An 18598-nucleotide genomic window follows, 5' to 3' on the forward strand; every position below is an offset into this window, starting at 1 on the left:
CCGCCTGGGAAAGGAGGCGTGGAGGGCGCTCCCCACCGCTTCCACCACCCGCCGCCCCACCATGGCCAGGTGGGCACATCGCACCCACTCTTCCCCCTTCGGATCCCCATGGGAATCATCCCCTGGGCTTTCCTGCAGAGGTCCGTGGAGACGGCGCTCGTACCCCTGGTCCAGGTAGCGCTCCGCCCCCTCGGGAGGGTCCAGGGGGAGGAGAAGGAAAGCGGTCAAGCCATGAAGGCTTTCCGGGGTCAGGTTCACCTCGTGGGGGAACTTCCCGTGGTCCACCAGGAGGTAGAGCTTCAGGCCGTGGAAGGGGACCCGCTCCCTGGGGATAAAGATCCGGTGGTCAGGTTTTGGGCGAGGCCCAGGGCTTGGTTGTGCTTGCCTCCCCGTTCCATGGCGGCCAGGGTGGGGTGGCGGATGGAGGCGTCTTGGCTTGGGGGCATCGTCTAGAGTGCAGGAGGCCGGTATGATGCGCGAAGGCATACCGGCTGCTATGGTTTTCAATCCGGGGATAGGTGGCAAATGTGGGTTAATATAGCGGACGGGAGTGGGTAGGGCAAGTATGCGTCTAGTGACCATTGGAATCCCTTTTCGTAATCCAGGTCCGTTCCTTGAGCTGGCAGTACGTTCAGTCTTCGCACAGACTTACGAAAATTGGGAGCTAATCTTGGTAGATGATGGTTCTGACGACGGGAGCTACGAGCGTGCAATGGCAATACGGGACCCGAGGGTAAGGGTATTTAGAGATGGAGTCAACAAAGGTCTGCCTGCTAGGTTGAACCAGATTACTGCGTTGGCGCGAGGGGAATATATTGCACGCATGGATGCCGATGATATTATGCACCCAGAACGTATAGAAAAGCAGGTGCACTACTTGGAGAGCCATCCGGAGGTGGATGGCGTAACGACGGCAGCATACCTAATGGATAGGGATAACCGATTGGTTGCCCTGTTTCCAGGGAATCAACCCTCGGTTCAAGAGGTTCTTTCACGCGGTGGGTACCTGCATGCGTCCTTGATGGCGCGGCGCAGTTGGTTTCTGGCTCACCCTTACTCGTTAGAATTTCCAAGAGCCGAAGATCGGGAGTTGTTTGTGCGAACTTATACTACATCCAAGCTTACGGTGCTGAAGGAACCGCTGTACTTTTACCGGTGGTTTGGGTTACCGCGGAGCCATGCTCTGCGAACGGGCTACCGCAGTGAAAGGAGAATTATGTGGAAGTACGGTCCCAGTTTGGTGGGATGGGGTGCCACTGCTCGGCTAGTCGTTAGATCGTGGGCAAAGGAGGGGATGGTTGTGCTTGCTGAGCTTCTGGGTAAGCAAAAGTTTTTGGAGAGGCGGGCATCTTTTGCGAAGGTTACGCCTGAGGATAGAGTTTATTTTTCCAATCTCATGGCAAGGATTATCGCAACCACTGTTCCAGGATGGGATGGCGGCTAAGCAAGACCTCTTTGGATTAGACTCTTGACGGAAGAGGACAGGGGAAAGTGTTTGGCTGTTGCTGTTGATACCGAGATGAAGCCTTGTGCTCACAAAATTTCTATGTTGGGGGGGCTATAACTAATGGTTGCAACTAGTGGGGTCGTGGTTGAGAGGGGGATGCTTGGTGTGTTTTTCGCTCTGGGGGTTTCTTTGTCTATTGTACGCTGGGAGCCCGCCATTTTTGATTTGGCGTTGCCTTTAGTTGTACTGTTGGGATATAAGTACTTTGTTTGGCGGACTAGCCATGTTGTGCCTTTCGTTTTGCTCGGCTTGTTCGTGCTTAGCCACCTGCCTTCTTTGTTGCTTGCTTTTGGAGGGAAGCATGGGGGACTTGTTCCCGTGGAGCGAGTGGTCTACTATACGCTTGTCACACTTTATCTGGTTTTTACTTCGTTTTTCTTCATGGGGCTAGAAAAGAAGGCTTTCATTTACTTTGGTGCAGGATATTTAGTGGGTTCCTTATCAACTTCTCTTTTGGGCATTCTCGCTTTCATAGGCGTGCCAGGCCTCTAGGGATTGCTCTGGGGAGGATCTAGGTTGGTGGGCTTTTTTAAAGACCCCAATGTGTTTGGAGCTTTTTTGTGTTCGCATATTTGTTGGATGATGGCTTCGCTTCGCGCCTGGGCTTTCAACCCTATGACCAGGATAGGTTTGGTGCTCAAGCGAAGGCGCTTTTAGCTGCTTTGAGCGATCCCTTAGGGAAGGGTCCTGGATCGGCTGAATACCTTTTAGAATACGCTACCCATAATTCTTATGTTCGCTTAGCTTATGAAACCGGGTGGATTGGCCTTTGGCTATGGTTAGCTTTTATAGGCTTCACCATGACTAAAGCGCTTAGGTGTGCGTTGAGGCAAGGTAGTTCGCTGCATGAGATCCTAATTCGCAAGTCTTGCCGACGTTCTTGTAGAGAGCTTCGTCATAGATACGGTCCATTGGCGGCATCAGTGGCTTATGCTTGGTTTAGCATGGTCATGCTATGCGGGTCTTTTATCTGATTACCCGAGCCGAGCCAGGAGGGGCCCAGATGCACCTTCTGGAGCTCCTAAGGGCTTTTCGGGGCAGGGCTGAACTGCACCTGGCCGTGGGGCAGGACCAAGAGGATTTCTTGGTGGAGGCTGCCCGGGAGCTGGGGGTGGAAACCCACCTGCTTGCTCACCTGGTCCAACCGTTAAGGCCCGTATCGGACTGGCGGGGACTTGGGGAAGTAAGGGAGTTAATCCGGAGGGTTCGCCCCCATCTAGTCCATGCCCACTCCTCCAAGGCGGGTTTCCTAGGCCGGCTTGCGGCGAAGAGTCTGGGAATAAAGAGTATCTTTACAGCCCATGGTTGGGCTTTTACTGACGGGGTGAGCCCCGCACGAAGGGCTTTAGCCCTCACCTTGGAGCGCCTGGCGGGCCGGGCTGGAGACCTCGTCCTCGCTGTGTCCGAAAGGGACCGGGAGCTTGCTCTACGTTACCGAGTGGTGCCTCCCGAAAGGATTCGCCTGGTATGGAACGGGGTTCCGGACACCCCTTTGCGGGCGAATCCAAGCCACAATCCCCCCAGGATCGTCATGGTGGGGCGCTTCGCGCCGCAAAAAGACCATGCCCTCTTGCTTAGGGCGCTTGCGGAGCTAAGGGATCTTCCATGGCGCTTAGACCTGGTGGGCCAAGGGCCTCTTTTGCCCGAAGTACAGGCCCTGGCGGAACGCTTAGGCCTGGAGCAGCGGGTCCGTTTTCTTGGGAAGCGGTTGGATGTGGACCGTATCCTGGCCGACGCGCAGGTTTTTGTCCTGGCTTCCAATTGGGAGGGCTTGCCCCTTTCCGTGTTGGAGGCCATGCGGGCAGGGCTTCCCGTGGTGGCGAGCGATGTGGGGGGGGTGCGGGAGGCTGTGCTGGAGGGCAGAACAGGTTTCCTGGTGCCCCGGGGAGATGTGACGCTTTTGCGGGAGCGCCTTGCCCTTTTGCTCCAGGACCCGAGTCTGAGGGTAGCTCTGGGGAGGGAAGGGCGAAAGAGGTATGAAGCCCACTTTACCCTGGAGAGGATGCTTCGCCAGGTTTGGGCCGCCTACGAGGAGCTTTTGGCCGCCCCTTCATCCCCTTTTCAGGGAGTTGTAGGGTAGCATGGAGGGCATGGGCGTGTTGGAGCTAAAGCTGCCCTATCGGCTTATCAAACCAAGGAGTTGGCCCAGTCCCTGGCTTGCCCTGGGTCTGCTCCCTGCGCTCTTAGGGGCCCTTGTCTTCTTTGGTCTGCCCCCTTGGAGGGGGGAGGTGGGCACGCTCGTGTTCCTTACTGTCCTCGCCCATCTCTTGGCTTTTCTCTCCACCGACCGGATGGCCCGCTATCCGGGGAAGGAGGCCTGGGGGCTTGCGGCCTTTAACCTCTTGCTTTTTACCCTCCTTTTGGTGGCGGTTTTGGCTTTGGGGAGGCTTTACTACTCTAGGGGTTATCTCCTGATGGCTACCCTCTTTGCCTTCCCCCTTTTGGTGTTCTACCTGACCCGTATGCCCCCTGTGCGGCTTGCCCTCGTTCCCGGTGGGGTGGCGGATTGGCTTAAGGCGCACTTCAGGGGGGAACTTCCCGTGGTCCGTCTTGATGAGGTGGAGGGGGTGGTGGCGGACCTCCATCACCTGGACCCAAAGGCTTTGCCCTTTCTGGCGGAGGCTTCCCTGAGGGGGATACCCATCCTCCATGCGGCGAGCGTGTACGAAGGGTATACGGGTAGGGTACCCCTAGGCCCCGATTTCAACGAGGGCCTCATGGCCTTGGCGGAGACGGACCGGGGGCTATATCCGTGGTTCAAGCGGGTGTGGGAGGTGGGGCTGGTCCTTGTCCTTTCGCCCTTTCTCCTTGTCTTGGGGCTTCTCGTAGCGCTTTTGGTCTACCTGGACTTAGGCCGGCCTGTGCTTTTTGCTCAGGAGCGTGTGGGCCTGGGTGGGCGCCCTTTTAGGGCCTACAAGTTCCGCACCATGCGGGGCGCTCCGCGGGAAGGGGTGTATGCGGGTGAAGAAGAGGCCAGGATAACCCGCCTTGGCCGCTTCTTGCGGCGCTACCGGTTGGACGAGTTGCCGCAGTTCTGGAATATTTTGAAGGGGGATATGAGCCTTGTAGGCCCGAGACCGGAGCAACGGATCTTGGCGGAGGCTTACGCGAAAGAAATTCCCCTTTATCCCTTGCGCCACAGCGTCCGTCCAGGGCTTACGGGCTGGGCCCAGGTGCAGCAGGGATATGCGGAAGGGGTGGAGGGAACCCTGGTTAAGCTCAGCTACGACCTATACTACATCAAGCATCTCTCCTTTTGGCTTGACCTTCGGATTCTGGTAAAGACCCTTTGGGTTATCGGTACGGGTTTTGGGGCACGTTGAACTTTGGGTATGAACGCAGAAGCAGAGGTGACCTTTTTAGATCTCCTCAAGGCATTGCGACGGAGTTGGTACTGGCTCTTGGGGGGCGGTTTGCTTCTTGGGGTGCTCGTGGGGTGGGGTAGTGTTCTATTGCCACCGCGTTATGTGAGCGAGATGGCGGTGCAAGTAGCCACAAAAAAGCCTCAAGAGGGGGTTTCCTTTTTAGTAGAACCCATGCCTTTGGCGACGGAAGGGGTTTCCTTAGCTCTCCCGCGTCCGAGCCAGCTACCCTGGGGCGATTGGATTGGTGATACTTTAACTGAGGTTTTAAGCGAAAACCAAACGAAAGGGAAGTTTGATGCGGTGTATAGGAGTGGCGTACTGAGCCTGAGGGGTTTTGGTAGTACCCCCGAGGAGGCACAAAGAGAAGCCCACGAGGTCTACGAAGTTATTGAGGGGGAACTGAGGAAACGGGTAGAGGCTTTTTGGCGAAGCTATCTTCGTGGAGAGGAGATGGTGCTTCGTCAGGGGTTAGGGGAGCTAAGGGAAGCGCTTCAAGCGCTTGCGCAGAAAAATCCCGATTCTTCCATCCCCCAGCACTTCCAAGCTACAGCGACCCTTATGGAGGTGCGCATCCGCCAACTTGAAGCCTACCAGGAGGAAACGGCGTTGCATGGGTTGGTGGAGGAAACCTTGGCCTCGAGCCTAAGCCTTCTCCAGGCAGCGCAAATCCCAGAACACCCGCAAGAGCGGTATCCCTGGCGATATGGGGTGCTAGCCACCTTAACCTTTTGGTTATTTGGAAGTCTCTTGGTCTTTACCAGAGAGCTTTTGCGGGCCTGAGGTAGAGGAGGGTGAGATATCCGGGGGGGCTTATTTCTGCCTGGAAGGCTTTTTGGTGCGACACACATGGCCTTGTTTATGGGCAGGATGGGTCGCTTCCGGAAGAGGGGGTTTGACGGCAGGAGGGTTTTGCCCTACAATCCCCCTTGGACGCTGGGGCGTCGTCTAATGGCAGGACAGCGGACTTTGGATCCGCCGGTCGTGGTTCGAGTCCACGCGCCCCAGCCAAATTTTTTTCATAGATTTTTCGCACCTCTCCGGTAAACTGGCCCCGTGGCCACGGAGTACCCGGGACTGCTCCTATTAAGCCGCAACGAGGCGCTGCGCGCCTACGTGGAGCTTGTCCTCTCGGAATCAGGGCTCCCCCTACGTTACTTTGATTCGGCTAAGGAAGGGCTTTTTTGGCTTTTAGACCATACTCCCAAGGCCATCCTTTTAGATGAGGACTTGGACGTGGACCCCTTTGCTGTGGCGGCCCGTATCCGCCACGTTAGACGCCTTAAGGGCGTGCCCTTGGCTGTGCTCATTTCTCCGTCGGATAGGCTTCGTACCACGGCGGAAGTGGTTCGCGTGGCGCCTCTGGAGAAGCCCCTGAGCCGCGAGAAGCTTTTCCAGCTTGTGGGCGGTTCTCCCCAAGAAGGGGAGGTTGGGTAAACTGGTGGGCGTGCGGGTGTTCCGACTTCTTGCCGTGACGTTCTTGGGGCTCTTGGTCGGGGCTGCCCTGGCCTTGGGCTATCTCGCCTATGGGTACACCCGCCATCTGCCCGACCTGTCCCAGTTTGAGCGCCTACGCCTCACCGCCACCTCGGTCCTTTACGCCCGGGATGGCACGCCCATCGCCCAGATCGCCAGCGTGGAGGAGGGACGGGCCATCCACCGGAGCCTGGTGCGCCTCGAGGAAGTTTCCCCGGCGGCGGTGGCGGCCGTCGTTTTTTCCGAGGACCGCCGCTTTTTCCAGCACTACGGGGTGGACTTCGTACGCATGGTGGGCGCCCTTTGGGCCATCCTCCAAGGGGACCTGCAAGGGGGAAGCACCATCACCACCCAGGTCATCAAGAACACCCTCCTCAAGGAGCTGGCCCAGGCCCGTTCCCTGGAGCGCAAGTTCAAGGAGTGGGCCTTGGCCTTGGAGCTGGAGCGGCGCTACACCAAGGAAGAAATCTTGGAAATGTACCTGAACGTGATCCCCTGGGGCGGCAACGCCGTGGGGATCAAGGGGGCGGCGGAGGCCTACTTTGGCAAGGACCCGGCCGCCTTGACCCTGGCGGAGGGGCTTTACCTGGCCTCGCTCATCCCCGCCCCTAACGCCCGCTATGCTGACCTTTCCGGGGTGCGCCAGCGCATGCGCCTTCTCCTGGACCAGATGGTGGCCGAGGGGTGGGTGAGCCCGGAGGTGGCCGAGGCCGCCTGGCGGGAACCCCTGGTGCCCAAGGGGTGGCGGGCCCGGTACGATGGCGAGGGGAACCTGCTGGAGGCCGAGCTCGTGGACCCCGAGGCCCGGCTCGTGCGCCAACTGGACTTCCGCATGGCCCCCCACTTCGTCTTGGAGGTGCGGCGCTTCCTCGAGGCCCGCTTCGGCCGGGAGAAGGTCTATGGGGAAGGGGGGCTTAAGGTCTACACCACCCTGGACCCCGCCATGCAGCGGGCGGCGGAACGGGCGGCTGCGGAGGCCCGCCTGCCCGAGGGGGCGGACCTCGCCATCGTGGGCTTGGACCCGGAAACAGGGGAGGTCCTGGCCCTGGTGGGGGGGGTTAGGCGGGAGGGGGACGAGTACAACCGGGCCACCCGGGCCCTGCGGAACCCGGGAAGCGCCGTCAAGCCCTTCGTCTACGCCACCGCCTTTGAGGAGGGCTTTACCCAGGCCAGCTTGGTGCCCGACCGTCCCCTGGAGTTTCCCGACCCCAGCCAGCCTGGGGGGGTGTGGCGGCCCAAGAACTTCTCGGGGACCTTCCTCAACCGGGAGATCACCGTGCGCTACGCCCTGGACCTCTCCCTCAACCTCCCCGCCATCTACACCGCCAACGCCATCGGCGTGGAGAAGGTGGCGCGGAAGCTTTCCGAGGCGGGGTTTGCCGTGCGCTACCCCACCTTGGCCATCGCCATCGGCGGGGCCTCCATCACCCCCGTGGACCTGGCCGCCGCCTACGCCGCCTTCGCCAACGGGGGCTACCGGGTCACGCCCCTTTACGTCCTGAGGGTGGAGGACGCCCAGGGAAGGCTCCTCTACCAGGCTACCCCTGAGCGCCGGAGGCTCTTTAGCCCTGAGGCCGCCTACCAAGGGTGGGACCTCCTGAAGGGCTACGTGTACGACCTGGGGGAGAAGGGCCTGGCCAAGGGGGCCCGCATCCCGGGCCGGGTGGTGGGGGGTAAGACGGGCACCACCAACGAGGCCCGCGACCTCTGGTTCGCAGGGGTGACCCGGGGGCTTTCCGCCGTGGTCTGGGTGGGCCGGGACGACAACAAGCCCCTGCGCATGGGGGGGCGGGAGCCCTCTAGCTCCGTGGTCAACCCGCCCATCTGGCGGGCCTTCGTGGCGGAGGCCCTAAGGGGCCGCCCGGGGGGCGACTTTCCCCCGCCTTCCGGGCTCGTGGAGGCCCGGGTGGACCTGGTTTCGGGCCTGCCCTCGCCGGAGGGGGTAGCCATGTGGTTTCCCCAGGGCAAGGTGCCCCTTCCCCCGGCAGAACCCCCTTCCGAGACCGCCCCCGTGCTCCCCTCTGAACCCCAGGGCCAGACGCCACCGGAGGCCCCGCCCACCCCACCCTTGGAGGAGTCCCATGGAACCTCGCCCTGACCTGAGCCATATCCGCATCGTCTTGGTGGAGCCGCAGGAGCCCATGAACGTGGGGGCTGTAGCCCGGGCCATGCGCAACTTCGGCCTTTCCCGGCTTTACGTGGTGAACCCCCATCCCCGGGTGGGGCCGCCCTGGGCCCGGGAGGCCTACTGGCTTGCGGTGCACGCCGAGGGGATTTTGGACGGGGCCGTGGTGACGGAAAACCTTTTGGAGGCCCTCGAGGGCACCCACTTCGTGGTGGCCACCACGGGCCGGCCCAGGGAGCTATACCCCGCCCCCGTGGTGCCCGCCTGGGAGGTGCCGCGCCACGCCCTCGCCGTGGAGGGGGAGGTGGCCTTGGTCTTCGGCCGGGAAACCTTCGGCCTCACCAACGAGGAGTTGGACCTGGCCCACCTGATCGGCACCATCCCCACCGCCCCCGAGCAACCCTCCTTGAACCTGGCCCAGGCGGTGGTGGTCTTCGCCTATGAGCTCTACAAGGGGGCGATAGGGTGGGAAGCGGGCGAAAAGGAAACGCTCGCCCCCACGGAGGCCCTGGAGGCCCTCTTCGCCGATCTCGGGCGGTACATCCTGGAGATCGGCTTCACCGACCCCCACCGCCACCCCTACGCCATGCGCCGCCTGCGCCGCATCCTGCATAAGGCCCGGCTTTCCCCGGGGGAGGTGCAGCTCTTAAGGGGGCTACTCCACCAAAGCCGTTACGCCATGGGGAAGAAGGATGGCTAGCCAAAGCCTCTACCGCCTCGTCCGCTTAGCCCAACGCCTCTTGCCGCCCCTCATCGCCTTGGTGGTGGTGGTCTTTGAGCTGGCCCTTTTCCCCTACCGGCACGTGGATGCCCTCCTTTGGCTCCGCCTGGGCTTTTACGGCCTGGTGGGGCCTTTGGTCACCTACGCCGTCTTGGAGTGGATCGCCCAGGAGGTCTTGGAGAAGCTCCGGGCGGAAAGGGCTTTGGAGGAGGCCAACCGCAGGCTTTTGGCGGCGGGGCGGGTCTTCCGGGAGGCCCTGGAGAGCGAGAACCTGGAGGAGGCTGTCCACCGCGTGGCCCGGGCCCTCCAGGAAACCCTGGGCTACCCCCTGGCCCTGGAGGTGGAGGGCGTGCGGGCGGGGGAGGAGTGTGGGGGGGTGAGGGTGGAGCTTCCCGGCCTCAGGGGGTACCTGGAGGCCTGTCCCCCCACCCCGGAGCGGGCCTTCCTGGAGGTGTTGGCCCACGAGGTGGGCGGGGCCTTGCAGGCGGTGGTGGCGCGAAGCCGTGACCTCCTCACCCTCTTTGAGGTGGACCAGGCCCTGAAGGCGGAGGCCAACCTGGACCGGCTTCTGGAGAACCTCTTGGAGCGCATCCAGGACTGGGCGGAGGCGGAGGGGGGCGGGGTGCTTCTTCTGGACGAGGAGGGGTTCTTGCTCCCCCGGGTGGTGCGCAACCTAGCCCTCCCCGCCCATCCCTTCCTCCCCGAGGGGGCTTGGAAGGGGGCCTTGGAGGGTCCGGTGTTCGTGGCCCCCGAGACCCTGGCCCTACCCCTGAAGGCCAGGGAGCCCGTGGGGGTCTTGGTGCTCAAGGGGAAAGGCCTTTCCCGGCGCATCCCCTTCCTTTCCTTCCTGGCCTCCCAGGTGGCCCTGGCGGTGCGGAACGCCCAGGCCTACCTGAGGGCCGAGGAGCTCGCCATCAACGAGGAGCGCACCCGGATCGCCCGGGAGATCCACGACGGCCTGGCGCAAAGCCTGGCCTTCATGGCCCTGAAGCTGGACCTGGCGGAAAGGCTTTTGGACAAGGACCGGGAGGCCGCCCTAAAGGCGCTTTCCGAGGTGAAGGACACCTTGCGGAGCCAGATCCGGGAGGTGCGCCGGAGCATCTTCGCCCTCAGGCCCATTGACCTGGAGCGCTACGGCTTCCTGGAGTCCGTGCGCCGCTACGCCCAGGCCTTCGCCGAGCAGGCGGGGTTCCGGGTAAACCTTTCCTTGCCCGAGGCCGTGGGGCTATCCCAGGCGAGCGAGCTTGTGCTCTTCCGCGTCCTCCAGGAGGCCCTCACCAACGCCGCCAAGCACGCCAGGCCCACCCGGGTGGAGGTGGTCTTGGAGCCCTTGGGGGAAAGGGGGGCGAGGCTTGTCGTGCGGGACAACGGCCAAGGTTTCCAAAACCCCGAGGCCCAGGGCTTGGGAGGCTTTGGCCTCACCCAGATGCGGGAGCGGGTGGAGGCCCGGGGAGGGCGTTTCTGGGTGGCCTCGGCCCCGGGGAAGGGCACGGAGGTGGGGGCGGAGGTGCCCTACTAGGGGCCCTATGATGGAGGGTATGGAGCGCCCCACGCGCGTGCTCTTTGTCTGCTTGGGCAACATCTGCCGAAGCCCATTGGCGGAAGGGGCTTTCCGCAAGCTCCTAAGGGAGCGGGGCCTCGAGGCCCACTTTGAGGTGGACTCCGCCGGCACCGGGGCTTGGCACGCGGGAGAGCCCATGGACCCCAGGGCCCGGCGGGTCTTGGAGGCGGAAGGGGCCTACTTCCCCCACGTGGCCCGGGCCATGACCCGGGAGGACGCCCTCTACTACGACCACATCCTGGTCATGGACCGAGAGAACCTGGCCGAGGTCCTAAGGCGCTTCCCCGAGGCCCGGGGCAAGGTGCGGCTCCTCCTGGACTACCTGGGCGGGGGCGAGGTGAAAGACCCCTACCACGGGGACTACCAGGACTGCCTCGAGGTCTACTGGACGGTGGAGGCCGCCTGTAGGGCCTTCCTGGAGGTCCATGGACCCAAGGGCGCTTCTCCGGCGGGCGGGGCTTGAGGCGGAAGGCCCCCTCCTTCCCCTCCACGGGGGGGATATGGCCCGGGTGTGGCGGGTGGGGCCCTACGTGGTGAAGGTGGCGGAAGACCCCCCGCCGGGCCTTTTCCCCGCCGAGGCCAAAGGACTGGCCGAGCTCGGGAAAAGGGGGGTGAGGGTGCCCCGGGTGCTCCACGTGGCGGAGGAGGGCCTGGTGCTGGCGTACCTGGCCCCGGGGAAGGAGGACTGGGAGGGGCTTGCCGCCATGCTCGCCCGCTTGCACCGGCAGAAGGAGGCGGTGTACTGGGCCGAGCCCGGCTTTCTCGGCACCTTTCCCCTTCCCGGGCGCCGAGGGGGGGAGTGGATGGAGTTCTTCTTCCTGCGGTGCGTGGAGCCCCTTCTAAAGGCCACCTGGGAGCGCCTAGAGGGGCTTGGGCCCAAGGTGGAGGCCCTTTTCCGGGAACCCCTCCCCACGGAGGGCCCGGCTCCCCTCCACGGGGACCTCTGGCACGGGAACGTCCACTTCGCCCAAGGGGGGCCGGCCCTCCTGGACCCCTCCTTCTTCGTGGGGGAGAGGGGGGTGGACCTGGCCATGATGCGGCTTTTCGGGGGCTTCCCTCCCGCCTTCTGGCGGGCCTATGAGGCCCTTTACCCGGTACCCGAGGCGGTGGCCAGAGCCCTGCCCCGGTACCAGGTGTACTACCTCCTCGCCCACGTGCACTTCTTTGGCCGGGGCTACCTGGGGGCACTATGGAAGGCGATTTCCGCCTCTTAGGCCCCATTGACCTCCTGCAACTCCTGGCCCAGGGGGGCAGGACGGGGCTTTTCCAGGTGGAAACCCCGGGCGGGGTGGGGGAGGTCTACCTGGAGCGGGGCCGCCCCGTGCACGCCGCCTTCCTGGGCCGGGTGGGCCGGGAGGCCCTTTTGGAGGTCCTCGCCCTAAAGGAAGGGCGTTTCCGCTTCCACCTGGGGGGCAGGGCCCCCCTCACCACCCTTTCGGGGCCCTTGGAGGCCTACCTCCTCAAGGCCATCCGCACCCTGGACGAAAGGGTGGAGGTGGGTCCCTTTGACCTGGTCCGCCCCTCCACTCGGCTCGGGGCGGTGGGGGCCACCTTGGACCCGGTGGAGCTCGCCCTCCTCGAGGACCTGGGCCAGGGCAAGAGCCCCTTGGACCTCGTGGGGCCCTCTAGGCCCCTGGAGGAGGTGCTGAAGCGCCTCGGCCACCTGGCCCGGCTGCGCCTGGTGGAGGTTTCGCCCCGGGTACCCCGCACCGCCCGGCTCCAGGTAACCCTGGGAAAGCGGGGCGCCCAGGTGGATGCCCTCCTCCTCAAGGCCTGGCGGGCCCACTACGGGGGCTTTACCCGCGTGCGGGTCAAGGGGGCGAAGGAGGCGGTTTTGCCCGTGGAGGGAGCGGAAGGGCTTGGGGTGGAGCTAAGGCTTGCTCCCGAACTCCTCCTCTTCCACGGGCTCAAGGTGGGGGAAGAGGTCCTGGTCTGGCCCGAGGTATAGTGGCCCCATGCGGGAAGCCTTGGTGGCCTTGGAATCTGCCGTTCTCACCCACGGCCTGCCCTATCCCTTGAACCTGGAGGTGGCCTTGGGATTGGAGGAGGCGGTGCGGGAAGAGGGGGCAAGCCCGCGCACCATCGCCCTGCTGGACGGGGCGGTGCGGGTGGGCCTAAGCAGGGATGAGATGGAGCGCCTCGCCCAAGGCGGGGCGGAGAAGGCGAGCCTTTGGAACCTGGCGGCCCTCCTCGCCAAGGGGAAGAGCGCCGGCACCACGGTGGCGGCCACGGTCCACCTGGCCCACCGCCACGGGATAGAGGTCTTCGCCACGGGGGGCATCGGCGGGGTGCACCCCGAGCCCCACGACGAGAGCGCCGACCTCGTGGCCCTGGCCCGCACCCCCATCCTGGTGGTGGCCTCCGGGCCCAAGGCCATCCTGGACCTGAGGGCCACCTTGGAGCGGCTGGAAACCCTGGGGGTGAGCGTGGTGGGCTACCGCACGGACCGCCTGCCCGCCTTCTTCTCGCCCGTTTCCCCCTACCCCGTGCCCGCCCGGGTGGAAAGCCCCCTGGAGGCGGCCCAGGTGTACCGAGAGGCTAAGGAGCTCGGCCTGGGGGCGGTTTTGCTGATGAACCCCGTTTCCGAGGGGATCCCCTATGAGCGGGTGGCGGCGTGGGTGGAGGAGGCGAGCCACCAAGCGGCTAGGGAAGGGGTCTACGGCAAGGCCCTCACCCCCTACCTCCTCCGGCGGCTTTCCGAGCTTTCCCACGGGGAAACGGACCGGGTGAACCGGCGCCTCCTCTTGGAAAACGCCCGCTTGGCGGCCCAGGTGGCCCGGGCCCTTGCGGGGCTAGAATAGGCTTGTGTGCGAGCTGGGGGAAAGGCTTAGGCGGGCGCGGGAGGAGAAGGGCCTAAGCCTAAAGGAGGCGGCCGAGAGGCTTTCCCTAAAGGTGGGGGTGTTGGAGGCCCTCGAGGCCTGCCGCTTTGAGGCGCTTCCCGAACCCGCCTTGGTCCGCGGCTACCTCAGGCGGTACGCCCGGCTTTTGGGCCTGGACCCCGAGCCCCTCCTGGCCCTTTACCCCGTGGTCCCCTCCCCCGAGCCCCCTCCTCCCCGGAAAAGGGGGCGGCCTTGGTCCCTTTGGCTCCTTCTCCTTTTGGTCCTTGGGGCATTGGGCTATGGAGCCTACCTCCTCCTGAGGCCCGCCCCCACCCAGGTGGTGGCCTTACCCGAACCCCCGAAGCCCCCTGAGCCCCTTCGCCACGCCCTCCGGGTGGCGAGCGAGCCCCCCGGGGCCCGGGTGTACCTGGACGGCTTTTACCTGGGCCAGACCCCCCTGGTGACCCCGCCCTTGGAGGAGGGAAGGCGGGTTTTGCGGGTGGAGCTTCCCGGCTACGTCCCGTGGGAGGAGGAGATCCTCCTGGACCGGGACCTTTCCCTGAACCTGCGGCTTTCGCCCCTTCCCCAGGCGCCCGCTCCCGCCCCGGCTCCTTCGGCGCAGGCGGGGAAGCTCGTGCTCAAGCTAGAGGGCAGGAGCTGGCTTCGGGTGACCCAGGGGGAGAAGCGGCTTTACGAGGGCATCCCCGAGGTGGGCACGGAGCTTAGCTTTGACCTCCCCGTGGAGGTGCGGGCGGGGAACCCCGGGGGGGTGCGGGTCTTTTTGGACGGAAAGGACCTGGGGCTTTTGGGGGAGCCGGGAAAGCCCCTGACCCGGAGCTTCCCCTAGGCGGGGGCCTCGGGTTTTCGCTATACTGCAACCTTGTTGGGGCTTGGCCCCAAGGAGCGCTATGGCAAAGATCGGCTTCGTGAGCCTGGGTTGCCCCAAGGCTTTGGTGGATTCCGAGCAGATCCTCTCCCGGCTCAAAGCCTTAGGCTACGAGACGAGCCCAACCTACGAGGAGGCCGAGGTGGTCATCGTGAACACCTGCGGCTTCATCACCCCTGCGGTGGAGGAGAGCCTCGAGGCCATCGGGGAGGCGCTAAAGGAAAACGGTCGGGTCATCGTGACGGGGTGCCTGGGGGCGCGGCCGGAGGTGATCCGCGAGCGCCACCCGGAAGTTTTAGCGGTCACGGGGCCAGGGGAGGTGGAGGAGGTTTTGGAGGCGGTGGAGAAGGTCCTGCCCCCTCCCCGGGACCCCTTCTTGGACCTGGTGCCGCCCCAGGTGAAGCTTACGCCCAAACACTACGCCTACCTGAAGCTTTCCGAGGGGTGCGACCACCGCTGTAGCTTCTGCATCATCCCCAAGCTCCGGGGGAGGCTCCGCTCCCGGGACGCCGCCGAGGTCCTGGCCGAGGCGGCGAGGCTCGTGGCCACGGGCACCAAGGAACTCCTCCTCGTCGCCCAGGACCTTTCCGCCTACGGGGTGGACCTGGGCCACCGGGCGAGCTTCTGGGGTGACCGCCTGGTGCGGGCGGAGCTTAAGGACCTCCTCGCCCACATGGCGGAGCTTGGGGCCTGGATAAGGCTCCACTACGTCTACCCTTACCCCCACGTAAAAGACCTCCTTCCCCTCATGGCCGAGGGAAAGGTCCTCCCTTACTTGGACGTGCCCTTGCAACACGCCTCCGAGCGCATCCTGCGCCGCATGCGCCGGCCAGGGGGGTACCAAAGCCACCTCAAGACCCTTAAGGCCTGGCGGGAGGTGGTGCCGGACCTCGCCCTCCGCTCCACCTTCATCGTGGGCTTTCCCGGGGAGACGGAGGAGGACTTCCAGGTCCTCCTGGACTTCCTGGAGGAGGCGGAGCTGGACCGGGTAGGGGTCTTCACCTACTCCCCGGTGGAGGGGGCGGAGGCCAACGCCCTGGACGGCCACGTGCCCGAGGAGGTAAAGGAGGAGCGGAAGGCGAGGCTTATGGACCTCCAGGCCAAGGTGAGCCTGCGGAAAAACCAGCGCTTCGTGGGGAAGACGCTTGAGGTCCTGGTGGACGAGCTTCCCGAGCCAGGCCTTGCCGTGGGCCGCACCTACCGCGACTCCCCCGGCATTGACGGGGTGATCTACGTGGAAACGGACGGTACGGCGCGGGTGGGGGAGTGGATCCAGGCCAGGGTGACCCGGGCCGACACCTACGACCTTTACGGGGTCCAGGTTTAGCATAGGGGCGGTATGTACATCGTCATCGCTGGGGGCGGGGAGGTGGGCGGGGAGCTTGCCCGTACCCTGGAGAAGGCCCACGAGGTGGTGGTCATTGACCGGAACCCCCAGGCCAAGGAGCGCCTGGCCCACCTGGACGTGAAGGTGGTGGTGGGCGGGGCCACGGACCCCGACACCCTCAGGGAGGCCGGGGTGGACCGGGCGGATCTCTTCATCGCCAGCACGGATTCCGACGAGGTGAACCTCCTCGCCTCCCTCCTAGCCAAGGGCCTTGGGGCCAAGGAAACCCTTTGCTTCGTGGGCAAAGGGGGGTACGTGGAGGTTTTGGCCGATCCCCGCACGGCGGAAATCCTTGGAACCCGCATTGACAAGGTGCTTTGGCCGCAAAGGGCCATGGCCCGGGAGATCGTGGAGGTGATCCTGGTCCCCGGGGCGGTGGACACGGAGTTCCTGGCGGGGGGGAGGCTTCGCTTCGTGGAGTACCGGGTGAAGGAAGGTGGGCCTTACGTCCACCGCCTCCTGACCGAGGAAGCCTGGCCCGAAGGGGTCTTGGTGGTGGGGGTGGTGCGGGACGGGGCCTTCCTTAGCTTCGCTCATCCGGATTTTCCCGAGCTCGTGCTGGAGCCTGGGGACAAGCTCCTCTTCGTCACCACCCTGAGGGCCTTCCCTGAGCTGGAGGCCTGCTTCGCCACGGGCCGGGGCGTGCGTCGGGTCATGATCCTGGGCGGGGGGAACGTGGGGTTTATGGTGGCCCAGGAGCTTTTGCGCAGGCGGCTGGAGGTAGTTATCGTTGAGCCCAACCGGGAGCGGTGCGAGTGGCTTTCCCAAGAGCTTCCCGGGGCGCTCGTCATCCAGGGGGACGGCACGGACCTGGAGCTTTTGGAGGCGGAGGGGATGCAGGAGGCGGACGCCGTGGTGGCGGTTACGGACAACGACGAGAAAAACCTCCTCGCCTCCCTCCTCGCCAAGCAACTAGGGGTGGGCAAGGTCATCACCCGGGTTTCCCGCTCGGAAACCCGCAGGCTCTTTGAACAGGTGGGGATTGACCTCCCCCTCACGCCCCGCCAGGCGGCGGTGCGGGCGGTCTTGGACTTCCTGGGGCCGGAGAACGTGGAGCACGTGTCCACCATGGACGAGAACATAGAGCTACTGGAGGTGGAGCTTCCCGAGGAGTTCCGGCCAAGGCCCCTGAAGGCCCTGGCCGAGCCCCAGGTGGTTCCCGTGGCCTTGGAGCGGGACCACCGGGTGATGCTCTACCGGGAGGACCTTTCGGCCCTCCCCGGGGATCGGCTCTTCTTGGTGGCGGCCCGGGAGGTGGCGGATGAAACCGTGGCTCGCATCGCCCGCTAGGCCGGGCTTCCGCTCAAGCCTTTACCTCCTCGGGCTCACCTACCAGGGGATGGGGGCCCTCCTTTTCCTGTTCGCCCTTCTGGCTTTGCTCTTGGAGGAGGATGCCCGGGGTTTCGCCCTTGGGGCGCTTCTGGGGATGCTTCTGGGTAGAGCCCTTCAGGCCATGGGCCATCCCCAGGCCCAGCCCCGCAGGGCCGAGGTCTTTGCCAGCGTGGCCCTCCTTTGGATCCTGGTGCCCGCCTTGGGGGCTGTGCCTTACTGGGTTTCCGGGGGGCTTGGCTACCTGGACGCCCTCTTTGAGTCGGTTTCCGGCTTCACCACCACCGGGGCCACGGTCCTCGCCGATTTCCGCCAGTTCGGGCAAAGCCTTTTCCTCTGGCGCGCCCTTACCCAGTGGATGGGGGGCATCGGTATCGTGGTGCTTTTCTTGGTGATCTTCCCCCAGCTCCAGGTGGCGGGGCGCCAGGCCTTTTTCGCCGAGAGCACGGGGGTAGAGAAGGACCGCCTGACCCCGAGGCTTCGGCACACGGCCATGGCGGTGCTCAGGGTGTACCTGCTTCTCACGGGGTTTGCCTTCCTCGCCTACCTGGGGGCGGGTATTCCCCTTTACGAGGCCTTGGCCAACGCCCTCACCACCATTCCCGCCGGGGGATTTAGCCCGAACCCCCAAAGCTTCGCCGCCTATACCCCTTTGGCCCAGTGGCTGGGTACCCTTTTCATGTTTTTGGCGGGGGTCAACTTCCTTTTGCAGTACCGGCTTTTCTTTGGCCGGGAAGTGAAGCCTCTTCTTCGGGACGCCGAGTTCCGCGCCTATGTGGGTGTCGTGTTCCTCTTCGGGACCCTTCTCGCCCTATACCTCTACACCCACCACATGTACGGGCTGGAGGCGAGCCTCCGCCACGCTTTTTTCCAGGTGGTATCTATCCTCACCACCACGGGTTTCGCCAGCGTGGACTTCGCTCAGTGGGTGGTTCCCGCCCAGGCTCTCTTGGTCTTCTTGATGTTCATTGGCGGAAGCGCCGGCTCGGGAGCGGGGGGCATCAAGGTGGTGCGCTGGCTCCTCCTTTTTGGGCTTTTGCGCCGGGAGGTTACCCGTACCCTGCACCCAAAAGCGGTCTTGCCCCTCCGCTTGGGCGCGCGGGTAGTGCCGGAGGAGGCCCTTCGGCAGGTGGCCGTTTTCGTTTTCCTCTACACCGTGCTCTTCGGTCTGGGAACCTTGGCTTTGGCCCTTTTGGAAGGCGACTTCGTGGTGGCCTTCACCGCCAGCGCCCAGGCCATCGGCAACATCGGCCCAGGGCTGGGTCCTGTGGGGCCCATGGGTTCGTATGCGGAGCTTTCCCCCTTTTCTAAGCTGGTCCTGGTCTTCCAGATGTGGGCCGGGCGCATAGAGATTTTGCCCGTGGTCCTCCTCTTTAGCCCGGAGCTTTGGCGAAGGCTCCGTTAGTTTGGGTATAATCTCCCCCC

General features: G+C 64.2%; 18 protein-coding genes, 1 tRNA gene and 1 pseudogene. 18 read left to right on the forward strand and 2 right to left on the reverse strand.

The genetic code is table 11. The features are described from left to right. Both LXN00_RS09195 and LXN00_RS09200 read right to left on the reverse strand, forming a co-directional pair. Nucleotides 1-372 (reverse strand): annotated as a pseudogene (locus LXN00_RS09195) (IS982 family transposase); the annotation flags it as partial. After that, the gene (locus tag LXN00_RS09200; protein ID WP_234507551.1) at nt 300-446 is read right to left on the reverse strand and encodes a hypothetical protein; all 147 of its coding nucleotides are present in this window, start codon (nt 444-446) and stop codon (nt 300-302) included. The pseudogene LXN00_RS09195 and the gene LXN00_RS09200, both read right to left, overlap by 73 nt. Nucleotides 447-565: 119 nt before the next feature. On the opposite strand from LXN00_RS09200, the gene LXN00_RS09205 reads away from it, so the two are divergent. From LXN00_RS09205 to LXN00_RS09290, 18 genes are all read left to right on the forward strand, one after another. After that, a complete protein-coding gene (locus LXN00_RS09205) occupies nt 566-1444 on the forward strand; it encodes a glycosyltransferase family 2 protein (protein WP_234507552.1) in 879 nt (292 codons plus the stop codon). 159 nt (nt 1445-1603) lie between these two features. Then, nucleotides 1604-1999 carry a hypothetical protein gene (locus LXN00_RS09210; protein WP_234507553.1) on the forward strand — a complete coding sequence of 132 codons (396 nt, stop codon included), beginning with the start codon at nt 1604-1606 and terminating at the stop codon, nt 1997-1999. 463 nt (nt 2000-2462) lie between these two features. Further along, nucleotides 2463-3587 carry a glycosyltransferase family 4 protein gene (locus LXN00_RS09215; RefSeq protein ID WP_326491135.1) on the forward strand — a complete coding sequence of 375 codons (1125 nt, stop codon included), beginning with the start codon at nt 2463-2465 and terminating at the stop codon, nt 3585-3587. Between the two features lie 148 nt (nt 3588-3735). Next, entirely contained in the window at nt 3736-4830 is a 1095-nt protein-coding gene (locus LXN00_RS09220; RefSeq protein WP_234507557.1) for a sugar transferase, read from the forward strand. A 9-nt stretch (nt 4831-4839) separates the two neighbouring features. Beyond that, nucleotides 4840-5652: a hypothetical protein gene (locus LXN00_RS09225; RefSeq protein WP_234507559.1), complete on the forward strand. Its 813-nt coding sequence runs from the start codon at nt 4840-4842 to the stop codon at nt 5650-5652. 154 nt (nt 5653-5806) lie between these two features. Further along, nucleotides 5807-5880: transfer RNA gene (locus LXN00_RS09230), tRNA-Gln, on the forward strand. A 45-nt stretch (nt 5881-5925) separates the two neighbouring features. Next, a complete protein-coding gene (locus LXN00_RS09235) occupies nt 5926-6306 on the forward strand; it encodes a response regulator (RefSeq protein WP_234507561.1) in 381 nt (126 codons plus the stop codon). Between the two features lie 4 nt (nt 6307-6310). Then, entirely contained in the window at nt 6311-8443 is a 2133-nt protein-coding gene (locus tag LXN00_RS09240) for a transglycosylase domain-containing protein (RefSeq protein WP_234507793.1), read from the forward strand. Beyond that, a complete protein-coding gene (locus LXN00_RS09245) occupies nt 8427-9170 on the forward strand; it encodes an RNA methyltransferase (RefSeq protein ID WP_234507563.1) in 744 nt (247 codons plus the stop codon). The genes LXN00_RS09240 and LXN00_RS09245 overlap by 17 nt, the downstream gene beginning before the upstream one ends. Then, complete coding sequence (locus LXN00_RS09250) at nt 9163-10710, forward strand: sensor histidine kinase (protein WP_234507565.1); 1548 nt, start codon at nt 9163-9165, stop codon at nt 10708-10710. Before LXN00_RS09245 ends, LXN00_RS09250 begins: the two co-directional genes overlap by 8 nt. Before the next feature lie 19 nt (nt 10711-10729). Next, the gene (locus tag LXN00_RS09255) at nt 10730-11215 is read left to right on the forward strand and encodes a low molecular weight protein-tyrosine-phosphatase (protein ID WP_418952991.1); all 486 of its coding nucleotides are present in this window, start codon (nt 10730-10732) and stop codon (nt 11213-11215) included. Next, the gene (locus LXN00_RS09260; RefSeq protein ID WP_234507567.1) at nt 11178-11966 is read left to right on the forward strand and encodes a fructosamine kinase family protein; all 789 of its coding nucleotides are present in this window, start codon (nt 11178-11180) and stop codon (nt 11964-11966) included. The genes LXN00_RS09255 and LXN00_RS09260 overlap by 38 nt, the downstream gene beginning before the upstream one ends. Then, nucleotides 11942-12700: a DUF4388 domain-containing protein gene (locus LXN00_RS09265; protein ID WP_234507569.1), complete on the forward strand. Its 759-nt coding sequence runs from the start codon at nt 11942-11944 to the stop codon at nt 12698-12700. The genes LXN00_RS09260 and LXN00_RS09265 overlap by 25 nt, the downstream gene beginning before the upstream one ends. Before the next feature lie 7 nt (nt 12701-12707). After that, nucleotides 12708-13553, forward strand: a complete 846-nt coding sequence (locus tag LXN00_RS09270) for a pseudouridine-5'-phosphate glycosidase (protein ID WP_234507571.1) — start codon at nt 12708-12710, stop codon at nt 13551-13553. 4 nt (nt 13554-13557) lie between these two features. Then, nucleotides 13558-14418 carry a RodZ domain-containing protein gene (locus tag LXN00_RS09275; RefSeq protein WP_234507573.1) on the forward strand — a complete coding sequence of 287 codons (861 nt, stop codon included), beginning with the start codon at nt 13558-13560 and terminating at the stop codon, nt 14416-14418. 61 nt (nt 14419-14479) lie between these two features. Continuing rightward, nucleotides 14480-15784, forward strand: coding sequence for a 30S ribosomal protein S12 methylthiotransferase RimO (gene rimO, locus LXN00_RS09280; RefSeq protein ID WP_234507575.1), 1305 nt, complete (start codon nt 14480-14482; stop codon nt 15782-15784). Between the two features lie 12 nt (nt 15785-15796). After that, nucleotides 15797-17134 (forward strand): Trk system potassium transporter TrkA, encoded by a 1338-nt coding sequence (gene trkA / locus LXN00_RS09285; RefSeq protein WP_234507577.1) that lies wholly within the window; start codon nt 15797-15799, stop codon nt 17132-17134. Further along, nucleotides 17106-18578, forward strand: a complete 1473-nt coding sequence (locus LXN00_RS09290; RefSeq protein ID WP_234507578.1) for a TrkH family potassium uptake protein — start codon at nt 17106-17108, stop codon at nt 18576-18578. The genes trkA and LXN00_RS09290 overlap by 29 nt, the downstream gene beginning before the upstream one ends. Nucleotides 18579-18598 lie beyond the last annotated feature (20 nt).

Source organism: Thermus brockianus (genome assembly GCF_021462505.1).
Classification (GTDB): domain Bacteria; phylum Deinococcota; class Deinococci; order Deinococcales; family Thermaceae; genus Thermus; species Thermus hydrothermalis.